General features: G+C 70.6%; 18 protein-coding genes. 10 read left to right on the plus strand and 8 right to left on the minus strand.

The window, feature by feature from the left end; all coding sequences use genetic code 11:
• Positions 1-18 precede the first annotated feature (18 nt).
• Positions 19-600, minus strand: coding sequence for a DUF6264 family protein (locus NQ165_RS03870; RefSeq protein ID WP_257531457.1), 582 nt, complete (start codon positions 598-600; stop codon positions 19-21).
• Positions 597-1,592, minus strand: a complete 996-nt coding sequence (locus NQ165_RS03875; protein ID WP_257531758.1) for a 4-hydroxy-3-methylbut-2-enyl diphosphate reductase — start codon at positions 1,590-1,592, stop codon at positions 597-599. The genes NQ165_RS03870 and NQ165_RS03875 overlap by 4 nt, the downstream gene beginning before the upstream one ends.
• 124 nt (positions 1,593-1,716) lie before the next feature.
• On the opposite strand from NQ165_RS03875, the gene xseA reads away from it, so the two are divergent.
• From xseA to NQ165_RS03910, 7 genes are read left to right on the plus strand one after another with little or no spacing between them, the layout of a single operon-like run.
• Positions 1,717-3,015 (plus strand): exodeoxyribonuclease VII large subunit, encoded by a 1,299-nt coding sequence (gene xseA / locus NQ165_RS03880; protein WP_257531459.1) that lies wholly within the window; start codon positions 1,717-1,719, stop codon positions 3,013-3,015.
• 1 nt (position 3,016) lies between these two features.
• Positions 3,017-3,262, plus strand: a complete 246-nt coding sequence (locus NQ165_RS03885) for an exodeoxyribonuclease VII small subunit (RefSeq protein WP_306816370.1) — start codon at positions 3,017-3,019, stop codon at positions 3,260-3,262.
• Positions 3,262-3,894 carry a DUF4245 domain-containing protein gene (locus NQ165_RS03890; protein WP_257531463.1) on the plus strand — a complete coding sequence of 211 codons (633 nt, stop codon included), beginning with the start codon at positions 3,262-3,264 and terminating at the stop codon, positions 3,892-3,894. The genes NQ165_RS03885 and NQ165_RS03890 overlap by 1 nt, the downstream gene beginning before the upstream one ends.
• The gene (locus NQ165_RS03895; protein ID WP_257531465.1) at positions 3,891-4,550 is read left to right on the plus strand and encodes a carbonic anhydrase; all 660 of its coding nucleotides are present in this window, start codon (positions 3,891-3,893) and stop codon (positions 4,548-4,550) included. Before NQ165_RS03890 ends, NQ165_RS03895 begins: the two co-directional genes overlap by 4 nt.
• A 58-nt stretch (positions 4,551-4,608) precedes the next feature.
• Positions 4,609-6,003 (plus strand): aspartate ammonia-lyase, encoded by a 1,395-nt coding sequence (locus tag NQ165_RS03900; protein WP_257531760.1) that lies wholly within the window; start codon positions 4,609-4,611, stop codon positions 6,001-6,003.
• A gap of 10 nt (positions 6,004-6,013) precedes the next feature.
• The gene (locus tag NQ165_RS03905) at positions 6,014-7,021 is read left to right on the plus strand and encodes a HAMP domain-containing sensor histidine kinase (RefSeq protein WP_257531467.1); all 1,008 of its coding nucleotides are present in this window, start codon (positions 6,014-6,016) and stop codon (positions 7,019-7,021) included.
• Complete coding sequence (locus tag NQ165_RS03910) at positions 7,018-7,671, plus strand: response regulator transcription factor (protein ID WP_257531469.1); 654 nt, start codon at positions 7,018-7,020, stop codon at positions 7,669-7,671. The genes NQ165_RS03905 and NQ165_RS03910 overlap by 4 nt, the downstream gene beginning before the upstream one ends.
• A 171-nt stretch (positions 7,672-7,842) precedes the next feature.
• Here the strand turns inward: NQ165_RS03910 and NQ165_RS03915 are convergent, their stop codons facing one another.
• The 3 genes from NQ165_RS03915 to NQ165_RS03925 form a co-directional block, all read right to left on the minus strand.
• Positions 7,843-9,195 (minus strand): PhoH family protein, encoded by a 1,353-nt coding sequence (locus tag NQ165_RS03915; protein WP_374679360.1) that lies wholly within the window; start codon positions 9,193-9,195, stop codon positions 7,843-7,845.
• Positions 9,196-9,393: 198 nt separating this feature from the next.
• Positions 9,394-10,518: an aminotransferase class V-fold PLP-dependent enzyme gene (locus NQ165_RS03920; protein ID WP_257531471.1), complete on the minus strand. Its 1,125-nt coding sequence runs from the start codon at positions 10,516-10,518 to the stop codon at positions 9,394-9,396.
• 120 nt (positions 10,519-10,638) lie between these two features.
• A complete protein-coding gene (locus NQ165_RS03925; RefSeq protein WP_257531473.1) occupies positions 10,639-11,424 on the minus strand; it encodes an isoprenyl transferase in 786 nt (261 codons plus the stop codon).
• Positions 11,425-11,530: 106 nt separating this feature from the next.
• Between NQ165_RS03925 and NQ165_RS03930 the strand changes: the two genes are divergently transcribed.
• Entirely contained in the window at positions 11,531-12,223 is a 693-nt protein-coding gene (locus NQ165_RS03930; RefSeq protein ID WP_257531475.1) for a hemolysin III family protein, read from the plus strand.
• Here the strand turns inward: NQ165_RS03930 and NQ165_RS03935 are convergent, their stop codons facing one another.
• Positions 12,224-12,478, minus strand: a complete 255-nt coding sequence (locus NQ165_RS03935) for a hypothetical protein (protein WP_257531478.1) — start codon at positions 12,476-12,478, stop codon at positions 12,224-12,226. It lies immediately after the preceding gene.
• Positions 12,479-12,542: 64 nt separating this feature from the next.
• Between NQ165_RS03935 and NQ165_RS03940 the strand changes: the two genes are divergently transcribed.
• Both NQ165_RS03940 and greA read left to right on the plus strand, forming a co-directional pair.
• Positions 12,543-12,938, plus strand: coding sequence for a DUF4307 domain-containing protein (locus NQ165_RS03940; RefSeq protein WP_257531480.1), 396 nt, complete (start codon positions 12,543-12,545; stop codon positions 12,936-12,938).
• A gap of 81 nt (positions 12,939-13,019) precedes the next feature.
• On the plus strand, positions 13,020-13,511 hold the full coding sequence (gene greA, locus NQ165_RS03945) for a transcription elongation factor GreA (protein ID WP_257531482.1): 492 nt from the start codon (positions 13,020-13,022) through the stop codon (positions 13,509-13,511).
• 6 nt (positions 13,512-13,517) lie between these two features.
• Here the strand turns inward: greA and ilvA are convergent, their stop codons facing one another.
• Complete coding sequence (gene ilvA, locus NQ165_RS03950; RefSeq protein WP_257531485.1) at positions 13,518-14,744, minus strand: threonine ammonia-lyase; 1,227 nt, start codon at positions 14,742-14,744, stop codon at positions 13,518-13,520.
• Positions 14,741-15,928, minus strand: a complete 1,188-nt coding sequence (locus NQ165_RS03955) for an AI-2E family transporter (RefSeq protein ID WP_257531487.1) — start codon at positions 15,926-15,928, stop codon at positions 14,741-14,743. The genes ilvA and NQ165_RS03955 overlap by 4 nt, the downstream gene beginning before the upstream one ends.
• Positions 15,929-15,960 lie beyond the last annotated feature (32 nt).

Here is a 15,960-nt window from a genome sequence, read left to right on the forward strand (position 1 = left end):
GGGCGGCGAGCGGTCGGATCAGCCTGAGACGGTGCGCTGCAGCGCTTCCCAAGCGGCCGGGTCGTTCATGATGGGGATCACCATCAGCGTGCCCGAGACGAAGTTGAACAGGATGCCGCCGACGAGCGGAATCCACCACGTCAGTCGCCGAGCCGCCAGGCTCCGCCACGACAGCCAGGCCGTGAGCACCCAGCCTCCGGCGAGAGCCGTTGCCGCGGCCACACCCCAGCCGCGCCCGGATTCGGGGTCGGCCAACTGCGCGTCGACGCCGAGGGTCTGGAACATCGTCTGCGCGAAGGCGCCCACGTCGAGCATCTGCGGCGCCGCCACCAGCACGGTCACGAGCCCGTATGCCAGCAGCGCCAGTGTGATGACCCGGTCGGCCATGCGGGTCGGCCGTGCCACCGCTGACGTCGCGGGCTCCGCGGGGAACGGCGCAGAGCCTCCCCGCGGCTGCGACGCGTCGTGCATCCCGGCCTGCGGCGCCACGCCCGACGACAGCGCGTCGGTGGCATCCGGTTGCGCGATGCGCGCCCGCTGCTCCTCCGGGGTGGCGTACTCGCCATACTGCGGCCGCGGGCGCGGATCGATGTCGCTCACGGGCGACCCCGCCCGCCGAGTGCACGGTCGTCCCGCTTGCCGGAGGCGTCGTGACGCAGCTCCTTCGGCAGGGAGAACAGCAGGTCCTCCTCCGCCGTGCGCACTTCCTCGACGTCGCGGTAGCCGGCACCGGCCAGATCCTCGAGCACCTCGGTGACGAGCACCTCGGGCACCGATGCACCGCTGGTCACGCCGACCGTCTCGACGCCGTCGAGCCACTGCTGCTTGATCTCGTGGGCGTAGTCCACGCGGTAGGCGGCCTTCGCGCCGTACTCCAGCGCCACCTCCACCAGCCGCACGCTGTTCGACGAGTTGGCCGAGCCGACGACGATCACGAGGTCCGCTCCCACGGCGACCTTCTTGATGGCCACCTGACGGTTCTGGGTCGCGTAGCAGATGTCGTCCGACGGCGGATCCTGCAGCTGCGGGAAGCGCTCACGCAGACGGCGCACGGTCTCCATCGTCTCGTCGACCGACAGCGTCGTCTGCGACAGCCACACGACCTTGGACGGGTCGCGCACCTCGACGAGGTCCGCGTCGGCGGGCGAGTTGACCACCGTCACGTGTTCGGGCGCCTCACCGGCGGTCCCCTCGACCTCTTCGTGGCCATCGTGCCCGATCAGCAGGATCTCGAAGTCGTCGCGGGCGAACCGCACCGCTTCGCGGTGCACCTTGGTCACCAGCGGGCACGTCGCGTCGATGGCCTGCAGACCGCGGTCCGCTGCCTGCGAGACCACGGCGGGCGACACACCGTGCGCACTGAAGACCACGTGCGCGCCCTCCGGCACCTCGTCCACCTCGTCGACGAAGATCGCGCCCTTCGCCTCGAGCTCGGTGACGACGTGGATGTTGTGGACGATCTGCTTGCGCACGTACACCGGCGAGCCGAACCGCTCCAGCGCCTTCTCCACAGCGATGACAGCCCGGTCCACCCCTGCGCAGTATCCACGGGGCGCAGCGAGGAGCACCCGCTTGTGTCCAGCCACCGGCATATCCTGGAGGTGGCCGCGCCGCCCCGGTACGCGGGGCACGGGCAGTCGAACGGCTGAAGTGCTCACAGCTCGATTCTATGAGTCGGCGGCTGTGTGAAGGCCGGTCGCCGCGAGGGAGACGCAGATGACGACGTTCCAACCCGCGCCGGGGCAGACGCCGCCGGCCGATGCCGTGCATCCTTCCGCGTCCTCTCCCGAGACCCCGACCTCGGTCTCCCGGTTGAACGAGACCATCCGCGACTTCGTGCAGAAGTGGGGCGCGGTGTGGGTCGAGGGCGAGATCACGTCGTGGAACGTCCGCGGCGGCAACGTCTTCGGGCGCCTCAAGGATCTCTCCTCCGACGCATCCATCTCGTTCCGGCTGTGGTCGTCGACCCGCAACAGGGTGCCGGCCGACCTCAAGTCCGGCGATCACGTCGTCGCGTGCGTCAAGAGCGAGTTCTACGTCAAGACCGGCGACTTCAGCTTCATCGTCTCGGCGATGAAGCACGTCGGTCTCGGCGAGCAGCTCGAGAAGCTCGAGCGGCTGCGGGCCCAGCTGCGCGCCGAAGGCCTCTTCGACGCGTCCCGCAAGAAGCCGCTGCCGTTCCTGCCGCATCGCATCGGGCTCATCACCGGCGAACGCAGCGATGCGGAGAAGGACGTGCACCGCAACGCCGAGCTGCGGTGGCCGGCGGTCAGCTTCCGCACGGTGCACGTCGCGGTGCAGGGCGACAGATGCGTCCCCGAGACGATCGCCGCGCTGAACATGCTCGACGCCGACCCGGATGTCGACGTCATCGTCATCGCGCGCGGCGGCGGCGACCCGCAGACACTGCTGGGGTTCAGCGACGAGAAGCTGCTGCGGGCCGTGGCCGCGGCATCCACCCCCGTCGTGAGCGCGATCGGCCACGAGAACGACCACCCGCTGCTCGACGACGTCGCCGACCTGCGCGCCTCCACACCCACCGACGCCGCCAAGCGCGTCGTCCCCGACGTCTCGGAGCAGCGCGCGCTGGTGCGGCAGTTGCGCTCCCGCGCCGGCACGCGCCTGACCCAGCGCATCTCCCACGACATCGCGCAGCTGCAGCAGCTGCGCTCCCGCCCCGTGCTGCGCGCGCCGGAGACGATGATCGAGTCGCGCGCGCAGGACCTGTGGTTCCAGCTCTCCCGGGGCCGCGAGATCATGGCTCGCCGAACGGATGCCGCGGCGCGCACCACCGCCGAGCTGCGCGCGTCGCTGCGCGCCCTCTCCCCCGCAGCGACCCTCGCCCGCGGCTACGCCATCGCCCACCTCGACGCCGGCGTCATCGTGCGCGACGCGGCGCAGGCGCCCGACGGCACCGAGGTGACCGTGACGGTGGGTCGCGGGTCCTTCACCGCCAGGTCCACCGGGGAAGTCGACGAATCCCCCACGGCAGGGCTCCCGGAAGGCGCGAACTAGGATGGACGACATGACCGAAGCCAGCGACGACGCCCCCGACGTCGCCGCACTCTCGTTCGAGCAGGCGCGCGACGAACTCGTGCGCGTCGTGGCCGAGCTGGAGCAGGGCGCACCCACCCTCGAGCAGTCGCTCGAGCTGTGGATGCGCGGTGAGGCCCTCGCGGTGCACTGCGAGCAGTGGCTCCTCGGCGCCAAGCGCCGCCTCGACGCCGTGCGCGCGGACGCCCAGGGTTCCGGGGACGCGTGATGGCAGCCCGCATCGTCGCCGAACTCGGTCGTCCCGAGACTCCCGAGGAGACCGCCGCACGCAAAGCGGAGTCCTCCCGCGTGCACCGCGCGAGCCGCAACACCCGCAACCTCCTCGCCGCGCTGCTGGTGACCCTCGCCGTCGTGGCGGTCATCATCTTCGGCGTGCCGCGCGGCGAGCTTCCCGCGCCCGAGCCGATCGACGTGGCCGCCGTGGCCGCCGACACCTCCGCAGCCCTGGAGCGCACCGTGATCGTCCCCGAGGTCCCCGACGACTGGGCCGTCAACCGCGCATCGGTCGACGGCGACGGGTCCGTGCGCGCCTGGACCGTCGTCTACGCCCCCGAGCGCGGCTTCGTCAACGTCGCTCAGGGCTTCGACGCCGACGCGGCATGGCCGACCCGGGTACTCTCCGGCAGCGGCGCCACCGGCACCACGACGCTCGACGGCATCGAGTGGAGCGTGTACGAGGTCTCCGACCCCGCCACCGCGGGCAACATCTCCTATGCCCTCAGCACCCCCGCCGGCACCGACACGATCCTCGTGTACGGCGCCACCGACGCAGCCACCGCCACCGCGGTGGCCGAAGACCTTTCCGACGATGTGCGCGCGCTGCGCGCGGAGGACTCATGACCGCTCCCGCCTTCCGCCCGACGCCGCAGCAAGCCTGGGACGAGATGCGCAGGGGCAACGCCCGCTTCGTCGCAGGCGAGCCGCGGCATCCGCGCCAGGACGTCGAGCGCCGGCACGAGACCGCCGGATCCCAGTTCCCCACCGCGGCGCTGTTCGGCTGCTCCGATTCCCGCCTGGCTGCCGAGATCATCTTCGACGAGGGTCTGGGCGACCTGTTCGTCATCCGCAACGCCGGACAGGTGATCTCCGAATCGGTCGTCGGAAGCATCGAGTACGCCGTCGCCGTGCTGGAGGTGCCGCTCGTCGTCGTACTCGGCCATGACGCGTGCGGCGCGGTGCGTGCGGCCATCGAATCCACCTCCGTCGATGCGCCGGCGCTGCCGGTGCACGTGTGGCGCCAGATCGCGCCGATCGTGCCGGCGGTGCGCCGCGTGCTGCGCCAGGGGGCCGCTGCCGGCGTCACCCCCGAGACGGTGGATGCCGATCATGTCGGCCGTGAGCACCTGCGCGAGACCATCGCCGCACTGCTGCAGTCCTCCGAACTCATCAGCGATGCCGTGGCCGAGGGTCGCGTGGCGATCGTCGGTGCCAACTATCGCCTCGCCGAGGGCACCGCCGTCGCCGACGTCATCGTCGGCGACGTCACCGACGCCTGATCCCATTCCCATCCCCCATACCCCCGCAAACCCGCAAGGAAACGAGGACGTGACCGTCATGGCAGAGACCGAGTACCGCATCGAGCGCGACACGATGGGCGAGGTGCACGTGCCCAAGGATGCGCTGTACGCCGCGCAGACCCAGCGCGCCGTCGAGAACTTCCCCATCTCCGGCACCGGGCTCGAGTCGACCCAGATCGCCGCGCTGGCGCGCATCAAGAAGGCCGCGGCGCTCGCCAACAAGGAGCTCGGCACGCTCGACGCCGGCATCGCCGATGCCATCGCCGCCGCCGCGGACGACGTCGTCACCGGCCGCTTCGACGCCCACTTCCCGGTCGACACCTACCAGACCGGGTCGGGCACCAGCTCCAACATGAACATGAACGAGGTGCTCGCGACCCTCGCGACGCAGAAGCTCGGGGCCCCGGTGCACCCGAACGATCACGTCAACGCGTCGCAGTCCTCCAACGACGTCTTCCCCACCTCCGTGCACATCGCCGTCACCCAGGCGCTCATCGAGGACCTGATCCCCGCTCTCGAGCACCTCGCCACCGCGCTGGAGGCCAAGGCCGAGCTGTGGAAGGACGTCGTCAAGTCCGGCCGCACCCACCTGATGGATGCCACGCCCGTCACCCTCGGCCAGGAGTTCGGCGGCTACGCCCGCCAGATCCGCCTGGGTGTCGAGCGCGTGAAGGCCGTGCTCCCCCGCGTCGGAGAGGTGCCGCTGGGCGGCACCGCCGTCGGCACCGGCATCAACACCCCGCTGGGCTTCCCCCAGAAGGTGATCGCCCTGCTCGCCGCCGAGACGGGCCTGCCGATCACCGAGGCACTGGACCACTTCGAGGCGCAGGCCAACCGCGACGCGCTCGTCGAGGCTTCCGGCGCCCTGCGCACCATCGCGGTCTCGCTGACGAAGATCAACAACGACCTGCGCTGGATGGGCTCCGGCCCCAACACGGGACTCGGAGAACTCCACATCCCCGACCTGCAGCCCGGCTCGTCGATCATGCCAGGCAAGGTCAACCCCGTCGTCCCCGAGGCGACGCTCATGGTGTGCGCTCGCGTCATCGGAAACGACGCCAGCGTGGCGTGGGCCGGGGCATCGGGGTCCTTCGAGCTGAACGTGGCGATCCCCGTCATGGGCACCGCGCTGCTGGAATCCATCCGACTGCTGTCCAACGCCATGCGCGTGCTGGCCGACAAGACGGTCGACGGACTCGAGGCCAACGTGCAGCGAGCGGCCGCGTTCGCCGGTATGTCGCCGTCGATCGTGACGCCCCTGAACAAGGTCATCGGCTACGAGGCCGCCGCCAAGATCGCCAAGCACGCCGTCGCCGAGGGCATCACGGTGCGCGAGGCCGTCATCGGCCTCGGGTACGTCGAGCGGGGCGAGATCACCGAGGAGCAGCTCGATGAGAAACTCGACCTGCTGTCGATGACCCGCCCGGGTTGATAATCAGAGGGTGAATCGCACCGCCCGGCAGGCGCCGACCCAACGACGCATCGTCGGCATCATCCTCGCCGTCGCGGCGGCCGGCTTCGTCATGGCCGGCGCCGTGACCGGGGTGGTGCTCGGCGCCGCCGGCGTGGAACTGTCGATCCTTTTCCCCGCTGCCGGGCTGTATCTGCTCGCGGCGCTGCTCGCCGTGTCCGCCCTCGCGGCGGCCTACTGGCTGGCGCTGCAGCCCACAGCCGCGACGCCGGTGCCGGCATCCCCGCCGGAAGGCGATCCGGCGGAGCGCTGGGAGGCGTCCTTCGAGGCGCAGCGGCGACTGCTGGACGACGTGCGGCACGAGCTGAAGACGCCCATCACCATCGTCCGGGGTCACCTCGAGATGATGGACATCGATGACGCAGCCGATGTCGCGGCCGTCCGTGACATCGGCATCGCGGAACTCGACCGCATGACCCGACTGGTCAACGACATCGACCTGCTCGCCGCGGTCGACGGAGACTCCTACTCGTTCTCCTTCGTCGACCTGGCCAGCCTCACCCAGCGGGTCGGCGAGCTCGTCTCGGTGATCCCCGGCCACCAGTGGAGCGTCGAGCACACCGCGTCCGGACGCATCCGCGCCGATCACGACCGACTGCTGCAGGCATGGCTGCAGCTTGCCGACAACGCTGCGAAGTACACCCCGGAAGGCACCCCGGTGGAGATCGGCAGTGCGCTGCACGCCGACGGTGCGCAGCTGTGGGTGCGCGACCACGGCCCCGGCATCCCGCCCGCCTTCCGGCACCGCATCTTCCGGCGATTCGACCGCGCTGCGGGCAAACGCACCGTGGGCGGATCGGGGCTGGGACTCGCCATCGTGGACACCATCGCGCGCGCCCACGGCGGCCACTGCACCGTCGCCGACACGCCCGGTGGCGGCGCGACGTTCACGATGGCCGTACCTTTGGGAACGGGGACCCCCGCGCCCACACCGGTGCGAGCCGGCGACGTGGTGCTTCAGAGAGAGGCGAGCGCATGACGCGCATCCTGGTCGTCGACGACGAACCGCACATCGCTGCGCTGGTCACGCGCGCACTCACGGCCGAGGGGCATGAGGTCGACGTGGCCGAGAACGGACCGGATGCGCTCACCCGCGCCGTCGCCGAGGACATCGACCTGGTGCTGCTGGACGTCGGCCTGCCCGGGATGGACGGCATCGAGGTGCTGCGCCGTCTGCGCGCCACCGGCTCCACGGTGCCGGTGATCATCCTCACCGCACGCTCGGGAACCCGCGACACCGTCGACGGGCTGGATGCCGGCGCGAACGACTACGTGTCCAAGCCCTTCGTGGTGGCCGAGCTGCTCGCCCGCGTGCGGTCACGGCTGCGGGAGAGCGCCGCCGCCACCGGAGTGATCACGCACGGCGACGTCACGCTCGATGTGCTCGCCCGGCGCGCGACGATCGGGGACCGCGAGGTCGATCTGTCGGCGCGCGAGTTCGCCCTGGCGGAGCAGTTCCTGCGCCACGCCGGCGAGGTCCTCAGCCGCGAGACGCTGCTCAGCCGCGTCTGGGGCCTCGACTTCGATCCCGGCTCCAACGTGGTCGACGTGTACGTGCGTTACCTGCGGGCGAAGTTCGGTCCGCACCTGATCACCACCGTGCGCGGCTCCGGCTACCGCTGGGAGTGACCGCGCGCCCTCTCAGGGAAGCCGAGAACCCCCGGGCTTGAATGCTCCGGGGGCTCTCGTGGGGCGAAGCTGGGGGTCTTCGCGCTGCCGCTTAGGCGGTACACCTATGTTCACCCATGGGGCGGGGGATTGTTAGTGCTGGGCCATGAGATTGTTCTCATGGCCCAGCACTCAGCTCAGTTCCGCCGCCTCGAGCAGGTCGGTGACCAGCGCCGCGATCGCCGAACGCTCCGAACGCGTCAGCGTGACGTGACCGAACAGGCCGTGGCCCTTGAGGGTCTCGATCACCGAGGCGACGCCGTCGTGCCTGCCCACGCGCAGGTTGTCTCGCTGCCCGACGTCGTGGGTGAGCACGACCCGCGAGTTCTGACCCATGCGGCTGAGCACGGTCAGCAGGACGTTGCGCTCGAGCGACTGCGCCTCATCGACGATGACGAACGCGTCGTGCAGCGACCGCCCGCGGATGTGGGTGAGGGGCAGCACCTCCAGCATGCCCCGTGCGATGACCTCCTCGACGACGTTGCCCGAGACGATGGATCCCAGCGTGTCGAAGACCGCCTGACCCCACGGGTTCATCTTCTCCTGCGCGTCGCCGGGCAGGTAGCCGAGCTCCTGACCGCCCACGGCGAAGAGCGGCCGGAACACCACGATGCGCTTCTGCTGCTGGCGCTCGAGCACCGCCTCTAGGCCTGCGCACAGCGCCAGGGCGGACTTGCCGGTGCCGGCACGTCCGCCGAGCGACACGATCCCCACGTCCGGGTCCAGCAGCAGGTCGATGGCGATGCGCTGCTCGGCCGAGCGGCCGTGCAGCCCGAAGACCTCCCGGTCGCCGCGGACGAGCCGGTAGCCACCCTCGCCGGTGACCCGCCCCAGCGCCGAGCCCCGCTCGGAATGGATGATGAGCCCGGTGTTCACCGGCAGTCCCCGTACGGTGTCCGCCGAGCCCACCTCGCTCTCGTACAGGTCGCTCATGTCGTCGCCCGAGACGGCGACCTCCGCAATGCCGGTCCAGCCGGAGTCGATCGCCTGCTCGGCGAGGTATTCCTCGGCGGGGATGCCGAGCGAGGCGGCCTTGACCCGCATCGGCAGGTCCTTGGACACCACCGTGACCTCCTGCCCGTTCTGCGCCATGTGCATCGCGACGGCGAGGATGCGGGTGTCGTTGTCGCCCAGCCGCAGCCCCGCCGGCAGCACCGACGTATCGGTGTGGGTCAGCTCGACCTGCAGGGTGCCGCCGGTGCCCACTGGCACCGGGAAGTCCAGGCGACCGTGCTCGACGCGCAGCTCGTCGAGGTGACGCAGCGCCTGGCGTGCGAAGTAGCCGATCTCCGGATCGTGCCGTTTGGCCTCCAACTCGGTGATGACGACGACGGGGATCACGACGGAATGCTCCGCGAAGCGGAAGAACGCGCGCGGATCGCTCAGCAGCACCGACGTGTCCAGCACATAGGTGCGCAGGTCCTGATCGGCACCGTCGTGCTGTGTGGTCGAATCCTGCTGCGCGGCTGGTGCTCGTGTGGTCACAACCCACTCCCGACCCGGGCTCTGCCCGGCAGTCACGAGTCGACCAGGGGGTCACGAGTCGCGATCCGAGGGCCGACCCGAACGGGCGCCTTACCCGTTGGCATCACGGTAGGACCACGACCCGACCGTCGCCCCTCGCGACACGCCCGGGCGATGTGACGCACAGATGACGTTCCGGTGTCGACGGGCAGTGAGGCGTCAGCGCATGCGGGTGCCGGCGAACTCCGTCAGCGCGTCTTCGAGCAGCCGCAGCGAGTCCTCGCCGGTTCCGGCGTGCGCGCCCATGCGCACGGCGCCCGATCGCAGCGACGCCGCGATGCCGTGGTTGGCGAGGGCGGCCGCCAGCGGCGCGATGTCGGCGGGATCGGGGGTCAGCGCGATGACCCCGGCGTGCCGGTGCGGCTCCAGCGGTGTCAGCACCGGCAGCCCGAACCGCTCGGCCAGCGCCGCGATCTCACGCACGCGGGCGCGCACCAGTTGGGCGATCTCCGACACGCCGGCGTCGCGGACGTCGCGCAGCGCGGTGGCCAGCCGAGCGGTGGCGAGGTGATCGGGCACCGAGACGGTGAACGCCTCCGCTCCCGAGGCGGCGGGCGGAACCGGGAACACGTCGAGGGCGCTCTCAGCGCCGGCGAACCCGGAGAGCACAGGGGTGAGCCGCTCCAGCGCTCTGTCCGAGAAGGCCGCGAAGCCGGTCCCCCGGCCTGCGCGCAGCCATTTGTAGCCGTTGCCGCACACGACGTCGGCGACGTCCCAATCCTCGTCGACGACGCCGAAGGCCTGGATGGCGTCGACGATCAGCAGCCGGTCGCCCACCACCTCGCGCAGCCCGGGCAGATCGGCGCGGTAGCCGGTGCGGTAATCGACGGCGCTGACAGCGACCGCCGCCACATCCTCGGCGTCGGCGAGCGCCTCACGCACCGCCTCCGGGGTGACCATGCCCTCGGCCGCATGCAGCCAGTGGGGCCGCGCGCGCCCGACCTCGCCGGCGCGCTGCGCGGCGACGGTCAGGCTGGGGAACTCGCGCGCCGAGACCAGGATGCCGCCGCCCAGCCCGTACACGGCCTGCATCAGCCCGTGCGTGGTCGACGGCTGCAGAGTCACGTGCTCGACGGTGGTCGACAGCAGGTCCGCCAGCAGCTCCCGCGCCTCGCCCGCACGCCCGGCGACGAGGTCGATGCCCGAGTTGCGCCCGGAGGCCAGCAGCTCGGCGTCGGCGTGCGACTCGGCACGCACCGACGGCGACAGCGGCCCGAACTTCGCCCAATCGAGGTAGCCCGGCTCCGCGTCGAAGGAATCCAGATAATCCTGCAACCCGGTCACAGGTCCATTGTCTCACGCAGGCGCCGCGGGCTTCGGTCGCGAGCGACGCGGGCTTCGCCGCGAGCGCTGCAGGACTCAGTCGCAGGCGCCGCGGGCTTCAGCCGCCGGCGGCGCGGGGCCTCAGCCGCCGAAGCGACGGTCGCGCGTGGCGTAGTCGCGGATCGCCCGCAGGAAGTCCACCTCGCGCAGATCCGGCCCGAGGGCCTCCACGAAATAGAACTCGCTGTGCGCGGACTGCCAGAGCAGGAAGTCGCTCAGCCGCTGCTCCCCCGACGTGCGGATGACGAGGTCCGGATCGGGCTGGCCTCCGGTGTAGAGGTGCTCCCCGATCTGCTCGGGAGTGAGGCTGGCAGCCAGCTCCTCCAGCGAGCCGCCCTTCTCGTCGTGCTGCGCGATGATGCTGCGCACCGCGTCGACGATCTCGCTGCGCCCGCCGTAGCCGACGGCGAGGTTCACGTGCAGTCCGGTGTTGTCGTGGGTGCGCTCCTCGACGCTCGTCAGCACCCTGGCCAGTTCCGGCGGCAGCAGTTCAGTGCGCCCCACCGGCCGCACGCGCCAGCCGGGTTCATGCGAGAGCGTCTCGGCGAGCTCGGCGATAATCTCGATCAGATCCGACAGCTCCCGGGAGTCGCGCTTGCGCAGATTGTCGGTGGACAGCAGATACAGCGACACGACGGGGATGCCGAGGTCGTCGCACCATCGCAGGAACTCGTGCATCTTCGCCGCGCCCGCGCGGTGGCCCTGTGCGGCGGAGGCATAGCCGAGCTGGCGCGCCCACCGCCGATTGCCGTCGATCATCATCGCGACGTGGTGGGGCACCGTGGCGCCGGCGAGCTGACGGCGCAGGCGCGAGGCATACAGACGGTACAGCAGACCGCGCCCCTCATTCGTCGCGCGCGTCGTCACGCTCCTACGCTAGCGCCCCTCGTTGCACGGCGTCTGTGCAGGGTCGCTCTCCGAGGGCGCGTAGGCTGGAAGCGTGTCCGGAAGCATGAGATCCGACGGTGCGGAAATGCCCGAACTCCCCCTCATCGATGCCGGCGGCGTCAGCGCGCACGCCGATCTGAAGCCCACGTGGCGAGGCTGGATCCATGCCGCGACCTTCCCCGTCGCGATCGTGGCGGGCATCATCCTGATCAGCGTCGCCCAGGGCGCGCCGGCGAAGTGGTCATCAGCGGTGTTCACCGCCACTTCGATGCTGCTGTTCGGCAACTCGGCGCTGTACCACCGCTTCAACTGGAGCCCGCGGACGCTCGCGGTGCTCAAGCGGATCGATCACGCCAACATCCTGCTGCTGATCGCCGGCACGTACACGCCCCTCGCGGTGCTGGCCCTTCCCACCCCGAAGACGATCCTGCTGCTGTCGCTCGTCTGGGGTGGCGCGCTGCTCGGCATCCTGTTCCGGGTGTTCTGGATCGACGCGCCGCGCTGGCTCTATGTCGCGCTGTATCTGCTGCTCGGCTGGGCCGCGGTCATGTACCTCGGCGACCTGCTGGCCGCGAACGTCGCCATGATGGTGCTCGTGGTCGTGGGCGGCCTGCTGTACACCGGCGGCGCCATCGTCTACGCCCTCAAGAAGCCCAACCCGTGGCCGGGACACTTCGGCTTCCACGAGATCTTCCACGTCTGCACGGTGCTGGCGTTCCTCTGCCATTGGACCGCCTGCCTGCTGATCGCACTGCAGCCGGCCTACCACGGCGGCTGATCAGCGCGTGGGCGGGTCCTGGACGTCGTCGGCGTCGCGCTCCTGCGCGTCGAGCTCCTCGCGCACCTCGGCGCGGTACCGACCCCGACGCACGCGACGCAGCATGTCCCACACCAGCAGGATGACCGCGCCCGTGATGAGGGCGATCGCGCCGAAGCCCCACGGACCGGGCGTGACCAGCTCGGGGTCGACCGTCGATACCGGGGTCGGCACGACCGAGCCGAACACCGCGAGCGCGTCGAGCACAGAGAGCATGGAGAACCTCGTTCCGCGCCGCAGCGCCTAACCTGGAATCAAGCCTAATCTCCCGGAGACACCCATGACGACGCAGCAGTTCCTCGACGAGCGCTACGGCCGACGCACCTCGCGCCGCCTCACGCGCGTGTGGTGGATCGTCGTCGGCGCGGTGGCCGTCGTCGCCACCGTCGCCCTCGGATGGTCGACCGTGGCGACCAGTCTCGCCGCCATCGACGTGGATGCCACCGGCTACGCCGTCGTCGACGACCGCACCGTGACCGTGACGTTCCAGATCGTCGCTCCGACGGACTCCACGGTCGCGTGCGCGCTGGAGGCGCAGGACGAGGAGCACGGCGTCGTCGGCTGGCGCGTGGTCGAGCTCCCCCTGGAAGGCGGGCAGATGCGGGCCTTCACCGAGACCATTCCGACGCTCGCGCCAGCGACGACAGGTTTGGTGAACTCCTGCTGGGTCGCGTAGTCTGACGTGAACGCATCGCGCCCCGGCTCTCGCCGGGGCGTTTGGCTTACTGCCTCGCACTCACCCACGAAGGAGACCGTCGTGTCCACCGACGCCCCCGAGACCTTCCTCACGCAGGACGCTTACGACCGCCTGGTCACGGAGCTCGAGCACCTGTCCACCACCGGGCGCGAAGAGATCGCCAAGCGCATCGAGGCCGCCCGTGAAGAGGGCGACCTCAAGGAGAACGGCGGCTACCACGCCGCCAAGGACGAGCAGGGCAAGCAGGAGGCGCGCATCCGCACACTGCAGCATCTGCTGAAGAACGCCAAGGTCGGCACCGCTCCCGAGTCCACGGGGGTCGTCGAGCCCGGCACCGTCATCACCGCCGTCGTCGCCGGCGGCGAAGAGGTCTTCCTCCTGGGCAATCGCGAGATCGCGGCGGGTTCCGAGCTCGACGTGTACAGCGAGGCCTCCCCGCTCGGCACGGCGATCCTGGGGCTGAAGGAGGGCGACTCGACGTCGTACACCGCGCCCAACGGACGCGCGATCCCCGTCGAGATCGTCAAGGTCGAGACCTACAACGGTCAGTGACCCGGCTCAGTCCTTGACGATGGCCGGCGCGTAGCCGGCATCCGTCAGCGTCTGGATCACCAGCGCGCGGTGCTCCGCGCCCCGCGTCTCCACGCTCAGCTGCAGGATCACCTCGCTGATCTGCAGCCCCTGGCCGTGCCGCGTGTGCAGCACCTCGATCACGTTCGCTCCGGCGATCGCGAGCAGCTCCGACACCCGCGCCAGCTGGCCGGGGCGGTCGGGCAGCGGGATCTGCAGGGTCATGTAGCGCCCGGAGGCGGCGAGACCGTGCGCGACCACGCGCTGCAGCAGCAGCGGGTCGATGTTGCCGCCGGAGAGCACGACGGCCGTGGGGCCTGTCGCCTGCACCTTGCCGGCGAGGATCGCCGCCACGCCGGCGGCGCCCGCCGGCTCGACGACCTGCTTGGCGCGCTCGAGCAGCACCAGGAGCGCGCGGGCGATGTCATCGTCGCTGACGGTGACGACCTCGTCCACCAGCTCGCTGATGATCCGGAACGGCACGTCCCCGGGTCGTGCGACGGCGATGCCGTCGGCGATGGTCGGCAGCGTCGTCACCGCGAGCGGCTCGCCCGCCTCGAGCGACGAGGGGTAGGCCGCGGAGTTCTCCGCCTGCACTCCCACGACGCGCACCGTGCGGCCCTCCGCGGCGGCGCGGGCCTTCACCGCGGCGGCGACGCCGGCGATGAGCCCTCCCCCGCCGATGCTGACGATGACGGTGTCGAGGTCGTCGATCTCATCCCACAGCTCCAGGCCCAGCGTTCCCTGCCCGATGATGACGTCGCGGTGGTCGAAGGGATGGATCAGCACCGCGCCGGTGCGCTCGGCGAACTCGGCTGCCAGGCGCAGCGGCGTCTCGACGGTGTCGCCCTCGAGGATCACCTCCGCGCCGTACCCGCGGGTGGCCAGGAGCTTCGGGACGGGCACGCCCAGCGGCATGAAGATCGTGGCGGGGATGCCGAGCTTCTGCGCCGCCAAGGCGACGCCCTGCGCGTGGTTGCCGGCCGACGCCGCGACGACACCGCGTGCCCGCTCGTCGGCGGTCAGCCGGGAAAGTCGGTACGTGGCGCCGCGGATCTTGAACGATCCGGTGCGCTGCAGGTTCTCCAGTTTGAGATGCACGGGGGCGCCGAGCAGATCGCTGAGATGCTCGGAGTCCTCCATCGGGGTGCGCACGATCACGCCGCGCAGCGCCTCGGCGGCATCCTCGAACTCCGCCAGGGTGGGGGTGGTCACGCGGGGTTCCTCCAGTCGCGGGGCACAGTGCTCCAGATGAGATCGTCGGGGCGCGGGGGCTTCCCCGTCTCCCAGCCGCGTCGGGCCAGGTAGATCCAGACGACGTTGACGAATGCCGCCAGCGGCACGGCGAACAGCGCCCCGGGGATGCCGCCGACCATGGCGCCGCCCGCGACGACCAGCACGACCGCAAGGGGGTGCACCTTCACCGCGGAGCCCATGAGGAGCGGCTGCAGCACATGGCCCTCCAGCTGCTGCACGCCGAGCACGACGATCAGCATCCAGAACGCGATCCAGGGGCCGTTGTAGACGAGGGCCAGGAAGACGGCGACGGCGCCGGTGAGCACGGCGCCCACGAACGGCACGAACGCGCCGAGGAACACCAGCACGGCGATGGGGATCGCCAGCGGCACGCCCAGCAGGAATGCCCCCAGGCCGATGCCGATGGCGTCGATCGTGGCGACCAGCAGCTGCGTGCGCGCGTAGTTGATGACGGTGAGCCAGCCGGTGCGGCCGGCGCCGTCGATGGCGGCGCGGGCGCGCTCGGGGAACAGCCGCACCGTCCAGCGCCAGATGCCGGCGCCATCGGCGAGGATGCACAGCAGGATGAAGATCGCCAGCAGCGTTCCGGTCGCGACATGGCCCACCGTGCTGCCGATGGCCAGGGCGCCCGACAGCAGCAGCTCCGCCTGCTGCTCCATCAGCGTCCAGCCCTGATCGAGCAGACCGTCGATCTGCTGCGCGGTCAGGTGCAGCGGACCGTCGATGAGGTACTGCCGGAACTCGCTCAGAGCGGCAGAGGTACGCCCCTGCACGGAGCCGAGATCGCGGGTGATCTGCCAGACAGCCAGCCACACCAGACCGGTGATCACGGCGATCGTGCCGACCACCGAGATGACGATCGCCAGCCACCGCGGGAACCGGTAGCGCAGCATGAGCGAGAAGCCGGGCCACACGAGTGCGGTGACGAGGATCGCGACCAGCAGCGGGATGACGAGCAGCTTCAGCTGGATGACGAGCCAGATGGCCACGCCGATCGCGGCCGCCAGCACGAGGAACCGCCACGCATACGCGGTCGCGACCCGCAGCGGATGCGGCACGACGGCCGCGACCTCGCTCGGGGCGCTGCGACGACGCACGGCGTCGAAGAACGCGCTGCGCGGCTTGTCGTCGGAGGCACTCATCACGACATTCTAGAGTCGCGGGGCGCTCGTTC

The sequence above is a fragment of the Microbacterium sp. zg.Y1084 genome (genome assembly GCF_024623595.1).
GTDB classification, from domain to species: Bacteria; Actinomycetota; Actinomycetes; order Actinomycetales; family Microbacteriaceae; genus Microbacterium; species Microbacterium wangruii.